Here is a 17,363-nt window from a genome sequence, read left to right as displayed (position 1 = left end):
GTTCTCCGTTGTCGACGTTGATCGACGTTAAGGGCGCCCGCGCCCCGGGGGCACGATATCGTCCCCGTTCACGGATCGCGTAGCGCTCGCGCCCGCCGATACCGCCGAGAGCGGGCGCGCCGCGCGGGACTTCGTGTCGAGTTCTTCCTGCTCGTGCGCGTGCGCGACTTCGGCCGGCCCGACGCGCACCAGCCGCCGCAGCAGAAAGAAACCCGCGCCGAAGATCACGAGATACGCGAGCACGTAGAGCAGCCACGACAGGCCGACATCGGCGGCGGTGAGCGAGGGCGTCACCGAATCCTTGGTGCGCAGGATGCCGTAGACAGTCCACGGCTGGCGGCCGGCTTCGGTGGTCGTCCAGCCGGCGATCACGGCGATGAAGCCGAGCGGCATCGCCCAGGTGGCCGCGCGCAGCCAGCGCGTGCTCGTCTCGATTCTGCCGCGCGCGAACTGCACGATGCCCCACAGCACGAGCGCGAACATCAGCAGCGCGACGCCGACCATGATGTGGAACGCGAAGAACACGACGGCCACCGGCGGCCGGTCTTCGCGCGGAAAGTCCTTCAGTCCGCGCACGAAGCCGTTCGGATCGTGCGTCAGATACAGGCTGCCGAGCACCGGAATCGAAATCTCGAAGTGGTTGCGCTCTTCGTCCTGATCGGGAATCGAAAAGAGATTGGCCGGGATGCGCGTGCCGGATTCCCACAGGCCTTCCATCGCGGCGAGCTTGGCGGGCTGATGCTTGAGCGTGTTGAGGCCGTGCGCGTCGCCGATCACCATCTGCACCGGCACCATGATGATGAGAAAGATCAGCGACATCTTCACCATCACGCGGCTTTCCTCGAGCGCGCGCCGCTCGCGCAGATACATCGCGCCGATGCCGAGAATGACGAAGCCCGCCGTCACGAGAAACGCACTCACCGTGTGTCCGAGCCGGTAGGGAAACGACGGCGTGAAGATCACGTCGAAGAAGCTCACCACTTCGAAACGGCCGTCGGGCAGCATGCGATGCCCCTGCGGCGTCTGCATCCAGCTATTGACGGCGAGAATCCAGAACGATGAAATCACCGTGCCCGCCGCGACGAAAATCGCGGACATCACGTGCGCCCACTGCGGCACGAGCTTGCGCCCGAACAGCAGCACGCCGAGAAACGCCGATTCGAGGAAGAACGCGGTCAGCACTTCGTAGCCCATCAGCGGGCCGACGACGTTCGCGGTGGCATCGGAGAAGCGGCTCCAGTTGGTGCCGAACTGAAAGGGCATGACGATGCCCGACACCACGCCCATGCCGAACGAAACCGCGAAAATCTTCAGCCAGAACGCGGACAGGCGGCGGTAGACGTCGCGTTTGGTGATCCACCAGTTGAACTCGAGCGTCGCGATGTAGCACGACAGGCCGACCGTGAAAGCCGGCAGCAGAATGTGAAACGCAACGACCCACGCGAACTGGAAGCGGGAGAGCAGGACCGAATCGACATCCATGAACGCTCCTTTGTTCAGGCTTCTTGCAGCGGATATGTCGAAGGGATGCGCCGCGTGCGGGCGCTTTTCTCTTTAATACACGGTTTTCAAAAACGCGGCCACGCGCCACGTGACGCGACGCCGCACTCGCCGGACGTCGATGCACCAATTTGATACAATTTCTCCTCAAGTCATAGGCCATGCGGACGACCGCATGCGCCTCGTTTCATCGGGGACGGCCCCATTTTCATAGGGAGTCGCACGATGTCCTGGATTCTTCTCTTCATCGCCGGTGTGCTGGAAGTGGCATGGGCCGCCGGTCTCAAATCCTCCGAAGGCTTTACCCGGCTCGGTCCGTCGATCTTCACGCTGATCACCGCGATCGGCAGTTTCGTGCTGCTCGCGATGGCCATGCGCCAGTTGCCGCTCGGCACGGCCTACGCCGTGTGGACGGGCATCGGCGCGGTCGGCGCGTTCGTGTTCGGTATCGTGTTCATCGGCGAGGCGCTGTCGGCGGCGCGGATTTTCAGCGCGGTGCTGATCGTCGCGGGCCTCGTCGGACTGAAGATCTCGTCGGGCCACTGAAAGCGTCCGTTGCACCGGCACGCCGGAATCGGCATTCGCTGAATCCGTTGCTGCGCCGCGCGTATTGGCGTGGATATAATGGTCTGAAGTCATCCGGTCTTTGGTCCGATTCCTATATTCAGCGGTTTTCGATGTATCTTCATGGATGTGGGCGGCTTTTCTCGGCATTTTCTGGAAAGACCGCTCTTTTCATCCGGTGAATCGTCCGCAAGCGGCGAAATCCGGCGGCTGGCGCAATAAGGGAGGCGGCAATGCTTGAGTCACTTTCGCTCGCTGCGGGCCTGTCATGGGCGAGCGGGCTGCGCCTGTACCTCACCGTGTTCCTCGCCGGCATGTTCCAGCGCATGGGCGTCGTCCATCTGCCGGATTCGCTCGCGGTGCTCGGCTCGCCGTGGGTGATCGGCGTCGCGGCGGTGCTTGCGGTCGTCGAATTTCTCGCCGACAAGATTCCCGCCGTCGATTCGTTGTGGGACGCGGTCCACACCTTCATCCGCATTCCGGCGGGCGCCGTGCTCGCGGCCGGCTCGCTCGGCCACGCCGATCCCGCCATGCTCACCATCGCCGCGCTCGCGGGCGGCACGCTCGCCGGCGCATCGCACTTCGCGAAGGCGGGCACGCGCGCGCTCATCAATCTGTCGCCGGAACCGGTATCGAACTGGGCGGCGTCGGCGACCGAGGATGTCGGCGTGCTCGCGGGCATCACGCTCGCGCTGTTCGTGCCGCTGCTGTTTCTCGTGCTCGTGCTGGTGTTTCTCGTGCTCGCGGGCTGGGCGTTGCCGCGGCTCGCGCGCGGTGTGCACGGCGGCGTGTCGCGCATGGCCAAGCACATGCTGCCGGGCACTTACGCGCGCATGAACCGGTTGCGGAGCAAGCACGATTGAGCACGGCATTCAGGAACGATCAGGCTGCAATCAAGGCAGGGCATTCGCACCCGACCATCAAACTCGGATTCACGCAGACGGTGCGCCAGGCATGGCGCATGACCGCGCGCGACTGGCGCGCGGGCGAACTCACGATGCTGCTGCTCGCGCTGGTGCTGGCGGTGGCGGCGCTGTCGAGCGTCGGCTTTCTCTCCGATCGCATGCGTCAGGGGCTCGCGCGCGACGGGCGTCAGATGATTGCCGCCGATTTCATCGTGCGCGCCGATCATCCCGTCGATCCGATGTTCGCGAGCGAGGCCAAGTCGCTCGGGCTCGACACGGCGAACACGACGATCTTCCCCAGCATGATCAGCTCGACGTCCGCGCAGCCGGCCTCGCGGCTCGCGGCGATCAAGGGCGTGACGCCGGGCTATCCGTTGCGCGGCGCGCTGCGCATCGCGCCGGGCATCGACGCCGCCGATGCCCCCGCGCACGGCATTCCCGCGCCCGGCACCGTCTGGGTCGATCCCGCCTTGCTCGACGCGCTCAAGACGCAGGTCGGCGGCGCCGTGAAGGTCGGCACGCGCACGTTCACGGTTGCGGGCGTCATCACGCGCGAACTGGATCGCGGCTTCTCGTTCGTCAACTTTTCGCCGCGCCTGATGATGCGCGCCGACGAAATCGCGGGCACGGGCCTCATCGGCTATGGCAGCCGGGTGACGTATCGATTGCTCGTCGCCGGTCCCGCCCGCCAAGTCGAGCAGTTCGCGAAGTTCGCGCGCGAGAAAGCCGATGGCGGCAAGCTGCGCGGCGTCGCGCTGGAGTCGCTGTCCGACGGCCAGCCGCAGGTGCGCCAGACGATCGACCGCGCGGGCCATTTCCTCACGCTCGTGTCGCTCCTGACCGCGCTGCTCGCGGCGGTCGCGGTCGCGATGGCCGCGCATCGCTTCGCGCGGCGGCATCTCGACGGCTGCGCCGCGATGCGTTGTCTCGGCGTCAGCCAGCGCACGCTGCGCGCGCTCTTTCTGCATGAATTCCTGGCGATTGGTCTGATCGGCAGCGCGGTGGGCGTCGTGCTCGGTTTCGGCGGTCATCTGGTGCTGCTGAACTGGCTCGGCTCGCTCGTCGATGTCGAGTTGCCGCAGCCGAGCGTATGGCCGGCGCTGCAAGGCATCGCAATGGGTCTCGTGCTGCTGCTCGGCTTCGCGCTGCCGCCGCTGTTGCCGATCACGCGCGTGCCGCCAGTGCACGTGATTCGCCGCGAACTGGGCGATGCGCAGCGCGTCGCGCATGCGGCGTATGGCGTCGGCGTGCTGCTGTTCGCGGCGCTGCTGATTCTCGCGGCGGGCGAACTGAAGCTCGGCGGCATCGTCGCGGGCGGTTTCGCGGCGGGTCTGCTCGTGTTCGGCGCGATCGCGCGCGCGGCGCTGTGGGCGGCGGCGCGCTTCGTGCGCCGCGAAAAGAGCCGCGCGGGCGTCGGCTGGCGTTATGCGCTCGCGTCGCTGGAGCGGCGCAGCGGATCGAGCGCGCTGCAGATCACCGCGCTCGGCATCGGGCTGATGTGCCTGCTGCTCATCGGCATGACGCGCAACGATCTCATCAAAGGCTGGCGCGACGCGACGCCGCCGGACGCGCCGAATCAGTTTCTCATCGACATTCAGCCGGATCAGCGTCAGGGCGTGCTCGACTATCTGCACACGCACGGCCAGCCCGACGCCGCGCTCTCGCCGATGGTGCGCGCGCGTCTCGTCGCCATCAACAACCATCCGGTGAATCCGGACGACTACGACAAAGCCGACGCGAAGCGCCTCGTCGATCGCGAATTCAACCTGTCCTACACGACCGAACTGCCCGGCGACAATCGCGTGACGCAAGGTGCGTGGTTCGGCCGGGACGCGAAGCCGCAGGTGTCGATCGAAGAGGGCATCGCGAAGACGATCCGCGTGAAGATGGGCGATACGCTGCGTTTCGACGTCGCCGGTCTGCCGGTCGAAGCGCCCGTGACGAGTATCCGCAAGGTCGACTGGAATTCGTTCAAGGTCAACTTCTTCGTGCTGCTGCCGCCCGAAGCGCTCGCCGATCTTCCCTCGACCTTCATCACGAGCTTTCATCTGCCGACGCAGGAGCAGCGCGTGATCGACGGCCTCGTCGCGCGTTATCCGAACGTGACGGCCATCGATATCGCGCCGATTCTCGCGCAGATCCATCGCACGCTCGCGCAGGTGATCGGCGCGGTGCAGTTCCTGTTCCTTTTCACGCTCGCGGCGGGCGTGCTCGTGCTGTACGCGGCGCTCGCCGGCACGCGCGACGAACGCGTGCGCGAGTCCGCGCTGCTGCGCGCGCTCGGCGCGTCGCACAAGCAGGTGCGCGCGGTGCAGGTGGCGGAGTTCGTCGCCGTGGGCGCGCTCTCGGGCCTGATGGCGGCGCTCGGCGCGCAGGGCATCGGCTACGTGCTCGCGGCGCGCGTGTTCGAGTTTCATATCGATTTCAACCCGTGGCTCTTGCCCACGGGCATCGTGGCGGGCATCGCGTGCGCGGCCTTGAGCGGCTGGCTGAGCCTGCGGCGCGTGCTGGCGCGCCCGGCGCTGCAATCCCTGCGCGATGCGTAATTTCTTGTTCGAGCCATGACCGAAGCAACTCAATCGCCTTCCGGCGACGAAGCCCAACAGCCGACCGCTTTCGAACTGATCGGCGGCGAGGAACGCCTGCGCGCGATGGTCGACCGTTTCTACGACCTGATGGATCTCGAGCCCGAGTTCGCGGGTATCCGCGCGCTGCATCCGCCGACGCTCGACAATTCGCGCGACAAGACGTTCTGGTTTCTGTGCGGCTGGATGGGCGGCCCGGATCATTACATCAGCCGCTTCGGGCATCCGCGCTTGCGGGCGCGGCATCTGCCGTTCGCGATCGCGTCGACCGAGCGCGATCAATGGCTGCGCTGCATGGCCTGGGCGATGGAAGATGTCGGCATCGAAGAATCCGTGCGCGAGCGTCTTCTGACATCTTTCTTCGATACGGCCGACTGGATGCGCAACCGTCCCGGTTGAAACGCTGCGTTTTGTATCGGGCGAGCGGGCGGGAAACTGCTGCATCATGTCTGGCTGACGGCGCGTGATCGACGTGATCGAGCGCGCCGCATCCCCGAATACAGCCAGGATTACCGACATGAGTACACGCGCACTCTTTCGCGAGGACGCCTATCTGACGCGTTGCGCCGCGACCGTCACCGCCATCGACGAGCAGGGCATTCACCTCGATCAGACCGTGTTCTATCCGCTCGGCGGCGGGCAGGCCGGCGACGCGGGCACGCTGACGCTGGCGGACGGCACGGTCATCGCGATCGCCGATACGCGCAAGGCGAAGTTCGAAGGCGCGACGCCGGACGACGCGGTGCATGTGCCGGCGCCGGGACAGGACGACGCGCTCGCGAAGCTCGCCCTCGGCGACACGGTGAGCGCGGAGATCGACTGGGCGCGGCGTTATCGGCATATGCGGCTGCATACGGCGAGCCATCTGATCTGCGCGGTGCTGCCGTTTCCAGTCGACGGCTGCAGTATCACCACCGATTACGCGCGCCTCGATCTGGCGACGGTCGAGCCGATCGAACGCGAGGCCGTCGAAGCGAAGCTGAACGCGCTGATCGGCGGCGCGCACGACGTGCAGACCGAATGGATCACCGACGACGAAATGGCCGCGCGCCCCGAACTCGTGCGCACGATGAGCGTGAAACCGCCGATGGGCCTCGGCCGCGTGCGCCTGTTGCGCATCGAGAACGTGGATTTGCAGCCGTGCGGCGGCACGCATGTGCGCAATACGGGGGAGATCGGCACGCTGCGCATCGCGAAGCTGGAGAAGAAGAGCGCGCGCACGCGGCGGCTCGTGCTGGAACTGGTCTGAGCATGGACCCGCGCGCGCAGGCGGTGCTCGATCTCTGGTTCGGCGAGCCGGGTTCTGCGGAGTTCGGGACGGATCGCAAACTGTGGTGGCGGAAGAAGCGCGCTTTCGATTCGCTGCTTGCCGAGCGGTTCGGCGCGCTGCTCGAAGCGGCGCACGCAGGCGGATTGCACGATTGGGAACGCACGCCGCTCGGCACGCTCGCGTTGATCGTGCTGCTCGATCAACTGTCGCGCAACTGCTACCGGAATACGCCGCGCGCATTTGCGGGCGATGCTCGCGCGCTTGCGCTGGCGAAGATGCTGGTCGAGCGGGGCGACGACATGCGTTTGCCGAGCGCGTATCATCGCGCGTTCGCCTACATGCCGTTCGAGCACGATGAGACGCCCGAAAGCCAGCGGGAGTCGTTGCGGCTCTTCGGAAAACTAAAAGACGAGACGGGCGTTACGAGTTTCTACGAATCGGCGCTGGAGCACGCGGAGGTGATCGAACGCTTCGGGCGCTTTCCGCATCGCAACCGGATTCTCGGGCGGGAATTGTTGGCCGATGAGGAAGCGTGGCTGGCGAAGCACGGCGGGTTTTGAGCCCGCCGTCGCGAACGCTATCGCCCGCCCGCCACGTCCAGAACCGCCCCCGACACATACGACGACGCATCCGACAGCAGCCACACGATCGACTCGCCGACTTCATCGGCCGTGCCCGCGCGCCCGATCGGCGTCTGCACGCCGAGCACGTGCGCGCGATCCGGCTTGCCGCCGCTCGCGTGGATGTCGGTATCGATGAGCCCGGGGCGGATCGCGTTCACGCGCACGCCTTCGGGCCCGAGTTCCTTCGACAACCCGATGGTCAGCGTATCGATCGCGCCTTTGGAGCCCGCGTAGTCCACATATTCGCCGGGACCGCCCAGCCGCGCCGCCGCCGACGAAACGTTCACCAGCGACCCACCCTTGCCGCCGCGCGAAGTCGACATGCGCCGTGCCGCCTCGCGCGCGCACAGATACGCGCCGAGCACGTTGATGTCGAAGATGCGCTTCATGCGCGCGATGTCCATATCCGCGAGCTTCGAGCCGGGCGCGACGATGCCCGCGTTGTTCACGACGCCATCGAGCTTGCCGAAGGCTTGTTCGGTCGCGTCGAACATCGCGATGATCGCGGCTTCGTCGCTCACGTCGCCGTGAATGGTGATGGCCTTGCCGCCAGCGGCCTCGACCGCCGCGACGGTTTCATCGGCGGCGGCTGCATTCGACGCATAGTTCACGCCGACGGACCAGCCGCGCCCGCCCGCGAGCACCGCAGCCGAGCGGCCGATGCCGCGGCTCGCACCGGTAATCAGGATGACTTTGGACATGCGCTGTTCCTCAGACGGCGTTGCGTTTTTCGGACCATTTGTCGTGCGTGGGCGGCTCGTAAGCCACGAGCTTCGCGATCATCTCGGCGGGCTCGGCGGCGACCTGAATGAGATCCAGATACGGCTCGCGCATGAATCCTTCCTCGACGGTATGCCGCAGCATCGCCAGGAGCGGATCGAAGTAGCCGTTCACGTCGAGCAGGCCGACCGGCTTCTGGTGATAGCCGAGCTGCGCCCACGTGTAGACCTCGAAAAACTCCTCGAACGTGCCGACGCCGCCAGGCATCGCGACGAACGCATCGGAGAGATCGGCCATCTTCTTCTTGCGCTCGTGCATGTCGGGCACGACGTGCAGTTCGGTGAGATCGGTATGGCCGACTTCCTTCGCGAGCAGCAATTCGGGAATCACGCCGACCGCGCGTCCGCCCGCGGCGAGCACTTCATCGGCGATCAGACCCATCAGGCCGACACGGCCGCCGCCATAGACCAGCGAGAGGTTGTTCTCAACCAGCGCGCGGCCGAACGCCTTGGCCGCTTCCGCATAGACGGGGCGGGCTCCGTTCGAGGAGCCGCAATACACACACACTGCCTTCATTTATCTGGAATCCTTTGTTTCGGTCTTTGCATCGTCGCGCGGAGGCAAAAAGTCCGCATATTCGCGCTTCGGAAGCTTACCCGATACGAGGTCGTCGAACAGTTGACGCGAACGCCCGCGCAGATACGGCGCCATGATCGAGATGATGTGCAGGCTCGCCTGATGCAGCTCCGCCCGGATCGCTTCCTGATCGTTGTACTTGCGCGGATTCATCACGTACTGGTACGAAAGCCAGTACGTGGCGATCACGCCGATGTTGGTCGCGATCACCTTGATCTCGTCGGGCGTCGCGATCATTTCCTGATCGGCGACGAGCGCCTCGCACAACTGGCTCGCAAAATGCACCTTGTGCGTGATGATCTGCTTGAAGTGCGTTTCGAGCGTGCGGTTGCGCGCGAGCAGGTCGTTCAGGTCGCGATACAGGAAGCGGTAAGTCCAGAGGAAATCCGCCATGTATTGCAGATACGACCACATCTCGTCGATCGTCGGGCGATGATCGTCCGGAAAGCGCAGACGCTTCTGAATCTGCTGCTCGAACTGCGCGAAGATGCTGTTGATGATGTCGTCTTTGTTGCGGAAATGGTAGTACAGGTTGCCTGGACTGATTTCCATCTCCTCGGCGATCGTCGTCGTGGTGACGTTCGGCTCGCCGATATCGTTGAACAACTTCAGCGACAGCTCGAGTATCCGTTCGCGGGTGCGGCGGGGTGGTTTGGCTTCCATGTCGTCCGACCTTGGCAGCGGGCTGCGGGGACTCGGGATGAGCGCTCGCGCGGCCGCTTCAGTTGCTATTTTTGAGAATGTCGGACGATTATAAACCGGTCGTTCGGCGGCACGGCTGCGGGCTTTGCGCGCGGCCGTTCTCGTTTATAAGATACGCGCGAGCCAGACGGATGCAAGCGGGGATGCAAGCGGCCACAAAATCAGGCCCCATGTGATCACACAGACGCCGAGCGCGACCATGACCGCGGCGCTGCCGAAATCCTTCGCCCGCTTCGACAGTTCATGACGTTCGAGCGAAATGCGGTCGATGGCCGCCTCGACGCTCGAATTGAGCAGTTCGACGATCAGCACCAGCAGCACCGACCCGATCAGCGCCGCGCGCTCGACCGGCGCGACCGGCACGAACAGGCTGCACGGCAACAGGATCGCAGCGAGCGTCAGCTCCTGGCGAAACGCGCTTTCCTCGCGGATCGCGACGCGAAAGCCGTACAGCGAATTCTTCATCGCGTGCCAGGCGCGCGTGAAGCCCCGGTTGCCCTTGTACGGATTGAAGGGCAGGTCGTCTGGGCCGAGCGGCTCGGCCGGTTGCGCAGGGGTTCCGTCGATATCTTCGGGGTCGTCGTCGAAGGGATCGCGCGCGCGGCCCGCCGCGGACGCTCCGGCGCGCGCATTCGCTTCGGCCCGCTCCTGCGCGACGGCGCGTCGCGTCATGCGGCCGCCCGGTCGGAACTCGCGGCGCGCGGACCGAACTGCCGCAGATGCGACGCGAACTGCTCCGATGCGGCGCGCCACGAGAAACGTTCGGCCCACGCGCGGGCGTCCGCGCGCTCGATCTTTAGCGCGTGCAGGCAGGCTTCGCGCAGATCGTCGTGAAGCGCGCCCGGACCGTTCGCGCCGAGCACGTCGATCGGGCCCGTCACCGGATACGCCGCGACCGGCGTGCCGCAGGCCATCGCTTCGAGCAGCACCAAGCCGAAGGTATCGGTGCGGCTGGGGAACACGAAGACGTCCGCCGCTGCATAGACCTTCGCCAGTTCCGGCTGCGACAGCACGCCGAGATAGTTGACGTTCGTGTAGCGCGACTTCAGCTCCGCCAGCGCCGGACCTTCGCCCGCGACCCACTTCGAGCCGGGCAGATCGAGCTTCAGAAATGCCTCGACGTTCTTCTCGACCGCCACGCGCCCGACATACAGAAAAATCGGCCGCGCGGTGTTGAGCACCTTCGATTCCATCGGATGGAAGATGTCGAGATCGACGCCGCGTGTCCACAGCACGACGTTGGTGAAGCCGTAGCGTTCGAGATCGCTTTTCACGACGGGCGTCGGCGCCATCACCGCTTGCGAGTTCTTGTGGAACCAGTGCAGGAAGCGATACGTCATCGCGAGCGGAATGCCGAAGCGCGCGTTCACGTATTCGGGAAAGCGCGTGTGATACGCGGTCGTGAACGGCAGCTTGTGACGCAGCGCATACGAGCGCGCGGCGAGCCCGAGCGGCCCTTCGGTGGCGATGTGTAGCGCATCCGGCGCGAATGCGTCGATACGCTCGGCGACACGCCGGCCCGGCAGCAGCGACAGCCGAATCTCCGGATAGGTCGGGCAGGGGATGGTTCTGAATTCGAGCGGCGTGAGCAACTCCACGCGATGACCGAGCGCGATGAGTTCCTTGGTGGTTTGCGTGAGCGTACGCACGACGCCGTTGACCTGCGGCTCCCATGCGTCGGTAACGATCATGATTTTCATAGGCTTGCGTCCCGTTCGTGGTGGGGTGGGGCTTGCAGAGCTCAGACAGTCGCGCGCGCTTTGCCGACGCGCGCGTCCTGCGAGCGCATCACGGTCCAGTAGACGATCTTCAGTTCGCCGTCATGGGTCTCGACGAGCGCGGAGAGACTCTCGACCCAGTCGCCGTCGTTGCAGTAGAGAATGCCGTCGATATCGCGGATCTCGGCCTTGTGGATGTGACCGCACACGACGCCGTCGCAGCCGCGGCGGCGCGCTTCGTCGGTCATCACGCGTTCGAACTGCGAGATGAAGTTCACCGCGTTCTTCACCTGATGCTTCAGGTATTGCGACAGCGACCAGTAGTTGAAGCCGAACTTCGTGCGCACGCGATTGAACCAGCGGTTGAGCAGCAGGATCGCGGTGTAGGCGGTGTCGCCGAGATAGGCGAGCCATTTCGCGTGCTGGATGACGCCATCGAAGAGGTCGCCGTGCACGATCCACAGACGCTTGCCCGCGAGCGTCGTGTGGAAGGCTTCGCCGCGCACGTGGATGTCGCCGAACGCGAGATCGCAGAACTGGCGCGCGGCTTCGTCGTGATTGCCGGGGATAAAGACGACCTGCGTGCCCTTGCGCGCCTTGCGCAGGATTTTCTGCACGACGTCGTTGTGCGCCTGCGGCCAGAACCAGCCCTTGCGCAACTGCCATCCGTCGATGATGTCGCCGACGAGATACAGATACTCCGACTCGTGATGACGCAGGAAATCGAGGAGATAGTTCGCCTGGCAGCCGCCCGAGCCGAGATGGATATCCGAGAGCCAGATCGTGCGATAGCGCTGCGGCGCATCGCCGGAATCGGCGAGCTCGTCGCGATGGACGGGCGCGCCGGTGGACGCTGACTCGGAGAACTCCGTGGACTCGGATCGCAGTGCGAAGGGACCGGTGCGTGGTTCGTCGTGGCTAAGGCTGAAAGGAGAGGGCGGGGCTGACGGGTTGAAGGCCATTGGCTCGCGCATCGGGTTTCGGTATGCGCATTGCGCCATGCGGCCGTGACCGAGCCGTGACAGTCACGAGAAGTTCTTATTACTTGACAACAGGTTGCGCGGCGACGATGCGCGTCCCGGCGAGGCGGTCATGAAGAAATTGACGCGCCGGATCGAGCCGCGCGGCGGCGGCCCACAGCGCGACCCATGCCGCGAAGACGGCGAGCGTCTGCGGCACGGCGAGGGAGAAGAGCGGATGCAGCGCGAGCGGTGGCAGGAACCACAGCCACGCGAGGGCGTAACGCGCGAGCGCGCGTCCGGGCCTGAGCGGTTGCCCGTGCGTGTCGACGACCTTGAGGCGCCAGGTTTTCATCGGCAGGGTCTGGCCGCCGTGTGTCCAGAAGTACACGAAGTAGGCCGCGAGCACGATGCCGATCCACGACATCAGCCAGTTGTGATTTGTGAGGCCGTTGCGTTGCTGTGTGAGCGTGCTGAAGAGATAGCCGGCGAGGAACACCACGCCGAACAGGATGACGCCTTCGTAGAGCATCGTTGCGAGGCGGCGGCGCAGCGTGGGCGCGCGCATCGGGTCGACGCTGGGCACTGCCGGCTGCGCGCTCACGAGCCGTTGTACATCGAGGGCGCCTGCTGCGGCGACACCGGAATCGGCGTGGCCGGCACGATGCTCGCGGCGTTGGGAATGGCGGGCTGCATCGGCACGCCGGAAACCGGCGCGGCGGGTGCGGCGGCCGATCCGCCTTCCGCGTGTCCGGAGGCGTGCCCCTGCTCGCGCGCCGCGACGAGGCGGTTGATGTCCTTCACTTCGGTCTTGCCCGTGGGCGGCGCGGAAACGACGGTCGGCCGGCGCACGTGTTCGCTCGCGGCAAGCTTCTTCTTCTGTTCTTCGGAGAGCTTTTGATACGCGTCCCACGCCTTTTCACGCTTTTCCAGCGGAACCGATTTGGAAACCTGATAATTCTCGCGCGCGACCTTGCGCTGGTCGGGCGTGAGGCGCACCCATTCCTCCATGCGCTGATGCAGATGCTTCTGCGCCTCAGGCGACATCCGATGAAAGCGTGACGCGATCTTTAGCCACTTCTGCTTGCGCTCGTCGGAGAAAGAATCCCATTGTGTGGCGAAAGGCGCGAGCGCGGCGTGCTGCGCTTCCGTGAGACGGCTCCAGGCGAGCGGGCTTGCGGAAGACAGCGCGGACAGCGGCGAGGCGTTCGAATCGGCGGCAGCGCCCGAAACGCCGCTGGGCGCAGCGGCGGCCGAAGGCGCTGCGGCGGTTGAATAAAAGCGCGGATAAGTCGCGGCGAACGCAACCAGACCCGCAATCGCGCAACCAAAACCAATCGCGAGACCGCGCTTGTAACTCACCCGAAAATTCCCCCGCTGTATTCAGTGCTTAATGATTGCGCGTCAGGTACGCGTTGAAACCGTGATCGAGATAGGCGTCGATCGGCAGGCTGTCGCTCATCATGGCCGCGTCTATTTCGGCGAGTTCGGCCTTGCGCTGCTGATCTTCCCAGTACGCGATGCCCGCCAGCCCGATGATGAGCGCCGCGAGCGGCCAGGCGAGGCCCAGCCCGCCGAGACGCGCGAGCAGCCCCTTCGGACGATGATCGTCTCCGGGCTCGCCCGCCGTGAGCGTGCCGCCGGCGCCGGCGAACGCCGGCGTGAAGGCGGGCGCGGCCATCGTGACGGCCACTTTCTCCGGCTTCTTGCGCGCGATCGCGACGCGGCGCGCATCGCGCAACCGGTCGACGGCGGCAGCCGGAATATTCGATGTGTTTTCGTCGAGCGCGCGCACGACCTTCAGCGCGAACTCGTTTTCCTTCGTTTCAAGAACGGAACTCATAGCGTGATCCCTTTTGCTTTCAGGGCTTGTGCGAGAGTGTGCGTGGCGCGTGAACAGTGCGTCTTCACGCTGCCCTCGGAGCACCCCATCGCGGCGGCCGTCTCGGCGACATCCATGTCTTCCCAGTAACGCATGAGAAACGCTTCCCGTTGACGCGCAGGCAGTTTCTGGATTTCGGCGTCGATCAGATTCAATACCTGTTCGCGCTCCAGTTTGTTCTCGCTGCTTTCGCTGCCGGCCGCGCCGTCCTCGGATTCGAAGGTTTCGAGCGGGTCGAATTCGTCGTCGTCGGCGTTGCCGAAGGACGAGAAGAGGCTGACCCAGGTGTTGCGCACCTTCTGGCGACGGAAATAATCGTGCGTCGCGTTCTGCAGGATACGCTGGAACAGGAGCGGAAGCTCGGATGACGGGCGGTCGCCGTATTTTTCCGCCAGCTTGATCATCGCGTCTTGCACGATGTCGAGCGCCGCGTCGTCGTCGCGAACGGTGTACACGGTTTGCTTGAACGCGCGTCTTTCGACGCCCGCCAGGAAATCGGCGAGTTCCTTGTCTGATGCCATCCGTTGGGGACCCGGCGCAACGAATTTGCGTCGAAAGGGATCGTGAGGTTCGAGGAAAACCTGCGAATCCTAGCAAAGTTTCGCGGCATCCGGACAAATTGAGAGGTTTTGTTGCCGTTGACGACGTGCGTTCGGTCAAATAGCCATGCCTTCGACAGCTTGCGCTTGCAAGTGGCTTTCAAGCGCGGCGGCACGGAATACCGCGCCATCGGCGCATTCGGAAACTTTTTGCTTGACCCGCCGCGCACGCCACTGTTACATTTTCTGACTCGCATCATCAGTGAAATGTCTGCTTTGAGGCGAGCCCAAGAAGTTTGCCTGCCAAACCTAGACGCGCCGCTTGAACCCGAGCCACAAGCCCGGTAGAGAGCACCCAATCAATTTTTTGCCGAAAATTCGAAAGGTGATGAATGAACATGCCTAGCGCGGAATTCTCCACGTCGGATACCACTCCTCCTCACGAAGCTGACTCCATCGGCGGCACCGTGCTCATGCGCGCGCTCGCTGACGAAAAGGTCGAATTCATCTGGGGTTATCCCGGCGGCTCGGTACTCTACATCTACGACGAGCTGTACAAGCAGGACCAGATCCAGCACATTCTCGTGCGCCACGAACAGGCCGCCGTGCATGCCGCCGACGCCTACGCGCGCTCGACCGGCAACGTGGGCGTGTGCCTCGTGACTTCGGGCCCGGGCGTCACCAATGCCGTCACCGGCATCGCCACGGCCTACATGGATTCGATTCCGCTCGTCGTCATCAGCGGCCAGGTGCCCACCGCGGCCATCGGCCTCGACGCCTTCCAGGAGTGCGACACCGTCGGCATCACGCGTCCGTGCGTGAAGCACAACTTCCTCGTGAAGGACGTGCGCGATCTGGCCGAAACCGTCAAGAAGGCGTTCTATATCGCGCGTACCGGCCGTCCCGGCCCCGTGCTGATCGACATTCCGAAGGACGTGTCGAAGGCGCCGTGCAAGTACGAGCCGGTCAAGAGCGTGTCGCTGCGTTCGTACAACCCCGTCACGAAGGGCCATTCGGGCCAGATCCGCAAGGCGGTGCAACTGCTGCTGTCGGCGAAGCGCCCGTACATCTATACCGGCGGCGGCATCATTCTCGCGGACGCATCGCGCGAGCTGAACCAGTTCGCCGATCTGCTCGGCTATCCCGTCACCAACACGCTGATGGGCCTCGGCGGCTACCGCGCGTCCGACAAGAAGTTCCTCGGCATGCTCGGCATGCACGGCACGTACGAAGCCAACATGGCGATGCAGAACTGCGACGTGCTGATCGCGATCGGCGCGCGCTTCGACGACCGCGTGATCGGCGATCCGAAGCACTTCGCGTCGTCGCCGCGCAAGATCATTCATATCGACGTCGATCCGTCCTCCATTTCCAAGCGCGTGAAGGTCGATATCCCGATCGTCGGCGACGTGAAGGAAGTGCTGAAGGAACTGATCGAGCAGCTTCAGCACGCGGAGCACGGCCCGGACACGCAGGCGCTCAAGACGTGGTGGGACGAGATCGAAGGCTGGCGCTCGAAGGACTGCCTCGCTTACGACCGCAAGAGCGAGATCATCAAGCCGCAGTACGTCGTCGAGAAGCTCTGGGAGCTGACCGACGGCGAGGCGTTCGTGTGTTCCGACGTCGGCCAGCACCAGATGTGGGCGGCGCAGTTCTATCCGTTCAACAAGCCGCGCCGCTGGATCAACTCGGGCGGCCTCGGCACGATGGGCTTCGGCCTGCCGGCGGCGATGGGCGTGAAGATGGCCTTCCCGGACGACGAAGTGGTGTGCATCACGGGCGAAGGCTCCATCCAGATGTGCATTCAGGAACTCTCGACGTGCAAGCAGTACAACACGCCCGTCAAGATCATTTCGCTGAACAACCGCTATCTCGGCATGGTGCGCCAGTGGCAGCAGATCGAATACAAGAAGCGCTATTCCAGCTCGTACATGGACGCGCTGCCCGACTTCGTGAAGCTCGCTGAAGCGTATGGCCATGTCGGCATTCGTGTCGAAAAGACCGCGGACGTCGAGCCGGCGCTGAAGGAAGCGCTGCGTTTGAAGGATCGCACCGTATTTCTCGACTTCCAGACCGATCCCACCGAAAACGTATTCCCGATGGTGCAGGCAGGCAAAGGCATCACGGAAATGCTGCTCGGGTCTGAGGATCTATAACGCGGCTTTGTCTCGCGAGGCTCGCGCGCGCCTGTCTTCACAAAGGACGAGCGTCGCGCGCGGGTTTTTCGAACGAAGGCCACTTCTGGACACATTCGGGAAAAACACATGAAACACATCATCTCCGTTTTGCTGGAAAACGAACCGGGCGCGTTATCGCGCGTCGTCGGGCTCTTTTCGGCACGCGGCTATAACATCGAAACGCTGACGGTGGCGCCGACCGAAGACAGTTCGCTGTCGCGGCTGACCATCGTCTCGATTGGCTCGGACGACGTGATCGAACAGATCACGAAGCACCTGAACCGCCTGATCGAGGTGGTGAAAGTGGTCGACCTGACAGAGGGCGCCCACATCGAGCGCGAGCTGATGCTCATCAAGGTACGGGCGGTCGGCAAGGAACGTGAAGAAATGAAGCGCATGGCGGATATCTTCCGCGGCCGCATCATCGACGTCACCGAGAAGACCTATACGATGGAACTGACCGGCGCGAGCGACAAGCTCGACGCGTTCATTCAGGCGCTCGACGCCACGGCGATCCTCGAAACCGTTCGCACGGGCAGCTCCGGCATTGGCCGGGGCGAGCGGATTCTCAAGGTCTGACGCC

At 64.5% G+C, this 17,363-nt stretch carries 19 protein-coding genes; 8 read left to right on the top strand and 11 right to left on the bottom strand.

Annotated features, from left to right (window positions below; translation table 11 throughout):
* Positions 1-27: 27 nt before the first annotated feature.
* Positions 28-1,482, bottom strand: coding sequence for a cytochrome ubiquinol oxidase subunit I (locus tag AWB80_RS24845; protein WP_061177306.1), 1,455 nt, complete (start codon positions 1,480-1,482; stop codon positions 28-30).
* A gap of 243 nt (positions 1,483-1,725) precedes the next feature.
* Between AWB80_RS24845 and sugE the strand changes: the two genes are divergently transcribed.
* From sugE to AWB80_RS24815, 6 genes are all read left to right on the top strand, one after another.
* Positions 1,726-2,046 (top strand): quaternary ammonium compound efflux SMR transporter SugE, encoded by a 321-nt coding sequence (gene sugE / locus AWB80_RS24840; RefSeq protein WP_061177305.1) that lies wholly within the window; start codon positions 1,726-1,728, stop codon positions 2,044-2,046.
* 251 nt (positions 2,047-2,297) lie between these two features.
* Positions 2,298-2,927 carry a DUF4126 domain-containing protein gene (locus tag AWB80_RS24835; RefSeq protein WP_061177304.1) on the top strand — a complete coding sequence of 210 codons (630 nt, stop codon included), beginning with the start codon at positions 2,298-2,300 and terminating at the stop codon, positions 2,925-2,927.
* 98 nt (positions 2,928-3,025) lie between these two features.
* A complete protein-coding gene (locus tag AWB80_RS24830) occupies positions 3,026-5,515 on the top strand; it encodes an ABC transporter permease (protein ID WP_425266882.1) in 2,490 nt (829 codons plus the stop codon).
* 15 nt (positions 5,516-5,530) lie between these two features.
* Complete coding sequence (locus AWB80_RS24825; RefSeq protein ID WP_061177302.1) at positions 5,531-5,953, top strand: group II truncated hemoglobin; 423 nt, start codon at positions 5,531-5,533, stop codon at positions 5,951-5,953.
* 118 nt (positions 5,954-6,071) lie between these two features.
* Positions 6,072-6,803 (top strand): alanyl-tRNA editing protein, encoded by a 732-nt coding sequence (locus AWB80_RS24820; RefSeq protein ID WP_061177339.1) that lies wholly within the window; start codon positions 6,072-6,074, stop codon positions 6,801-6,803.
* A gap of 2 nt (positions 6,804-6,805) precedes the next feature.
* Positions 6,806-7,384 carry a DUF924 family protein gene (locus AWB80_RS24815; protein ID WP_061177301.1) on the top strand — a complete coding sequence of 193 codons (579 nt, stop codon included), beginning with the start codon at positions 6,806-6,808 and terminating at the stop codon, positions 7,382-7,384.
* Positions 7,385-7,401: 17 nt separating this feature from the next.
* Here the strand turns inward: AWB80_RS24815 and AWB80_RS24810 are convergent, their stop codons facing one another.
* The 10 genes from AWB80_RS24810 to AWB80_RS24765 all read right to left on the bottom strand — a co-directional run bounded on the left by AWB80_RS24810 (position 7,402) and on the right by AWB80_RS24765 (position 14,585).
* Positions 7,402-8,148: an SDR family oxidoreductase gene (locus AWB80_RS24810; RefSeq protein ID WP_061177300.1), complete on the bottom strand. Its 747-nt coding sequence runs from the start codon at positions 8,146-8,148 to the stop codon at positions 7,402-7,404.
* 10 nt (positions 8,149-8,158) lie between these two features.
* Positions 8,159-8,743 carry an LOG family protein gene (locus AWB80_RS24805; protein ID WP_061177299.1) on the bottom strand — a complete coding sequence of 195 codons (585 nt, stop codon included), beginning with the start codon at positions 8,741-8,743 and terminating at the stop codon, positions 8,159-8,161.
* Positions 8,744-9,466, bottom strand: coding sequence for a TetR/AcrR family transcriptional regulator (locus AWB80_RS24800; RefSeq protein ID WP_061177298.1), 723 nt, complete (start codon positions 9,464-9,466; stop codon positions 8,744-8,746). It lies immediately after the preceding gene.
* Between the two features lie 144 nt (positions 9,467-9,610).
* Positions 9,611-10,177 (bottom strand): diacylglycerol kinase, encoded by a 567-nt coding sequence (locus AWB80_RS24795; protein ID WP_061177297.1) that lies wholly within the window; start codon positions 10,175-10,177, stop codon positions 9,611-9,613.
* The gene (locus AWB80_RS24790) at positions 10,174-11,205 is read right to left on the bottom strand and encodes a glycosyltransferase family 4 protein (RefSeq protein ID WP_061177296.1); all 1,032 of its coding nucleotides are present in this window, start codon (positions 11,203-11,205) and stop codon (positions 10,174-10,176) included. Before AWB80_RS24790 ends, AWB80_RS24795 begins: the two co-directional genes overlap by 4 nt.
* A gap of 41 nt (positions 11,206-11,246) precedes the next feature.
* Positions 11,247-12,197, bottom strand: a complete 951-nt coding sequence (locus AWB80_RS24785; protein WP_096031989.1) for a UDP-2,3-diacylglucosamine diphosphatase — start codon at positions 12,195-12,197, stop codon at positions 11,247-11,249.
* A gap of 67 nt (positions 12,198-12,264) precedes the next feature.
* The gene (locus AWB80_RS24780; RefSeq protein ID WP_061177338.1) at positions 12,265-12,750 is read right to left on the bottom strand and encodes an RDD family protein; all 486 of its coding nucleotides are present in this window, start codon (positions 12,748-12,750) and stop codon (positions 12,265-12,267) included.
* A gap of 32 nt (positions 12,751-12,782) precedes the next feature.
* Entirely contained in the window at positions 12,783-13,544 is a 762-nt protein-coding gene (locus AWB80_RS24775) for a DUF3106 domain-containing protein (protein WP_061177294.1), read from the bottom strand.
* A 28-nt stretch (positions 13,545-13,572) separates the two neighbouring features.
* The gene (locus AWB80_RS24770) at positions 13,573-14,025 is read right to left on the bottom strand and encodes a DUF3619 family protein (RefSeq protein WP_061177293.1); all 453 of its coding nucleotides are present in this window, start codon (positions 14,023-14,025) and stop codon (positions 13,573-13,575) included.
* Positions 14,022-14,585, bottom strand: a complete 564-nt coding sequence (locus AWB80_RS24765; RefSeq protein WP_061177292.1) for an RNA polymerase sigma factor — start codon at positions 14,583-14,585, stop codon at positions 14,022-14,024. The genes AWB80_RS24770 and AWB80_RS24765 overlap by 4 nt, the downstream gene beginning before the upstream one ends.
* 410 nt (positions 14,586-14,995) lie before the next feature.
* Between AWB80_RS24765 and AWB80_RS24760 the strand changes: the two genes are divergently transcribed.
* Entirely contained in the window at positions 14,996-16,759 is a 1,764-nt protein-coding gene (locus AWB80_RS24760) for an acetolactate synthase 3 catalytic subunit (protein ID WP_061177291.1), read from the top strand.
* A 108-nt stretch (positions 16,760-16,867) separates the two neighbouring features.
* The gene (gene ilvN / locus AWB80_RS24755; RefSeq protein ID WP_008341906.1) at positions 16,868-17,359 is read left to right on the top strand and encodes an acetolactate synthase small subunit; all 492 of its coding nucleotides are present in this window, start codon (positions 16,868-16,870) and stop codon (positions 17,357-17,359) included.
* The last annotated feature ends 4 nt before the right edge of the window (positions 17,360-17,363 follow it).

Source organism: Caballeronia pedi (assembly GCF_001544915.2).
Taxonomy (GTDB): Bacteria; Pseudomonadota; Gammaproteobacteria; order Burkholderiales; family Burkholderiaceae; genus Caballeronia; species Caballeronia pedi.
Note: the sequence above shows the minus strand (reverse complement) of the source record. Positions and strands in the feature narration are given on the sequence as shown.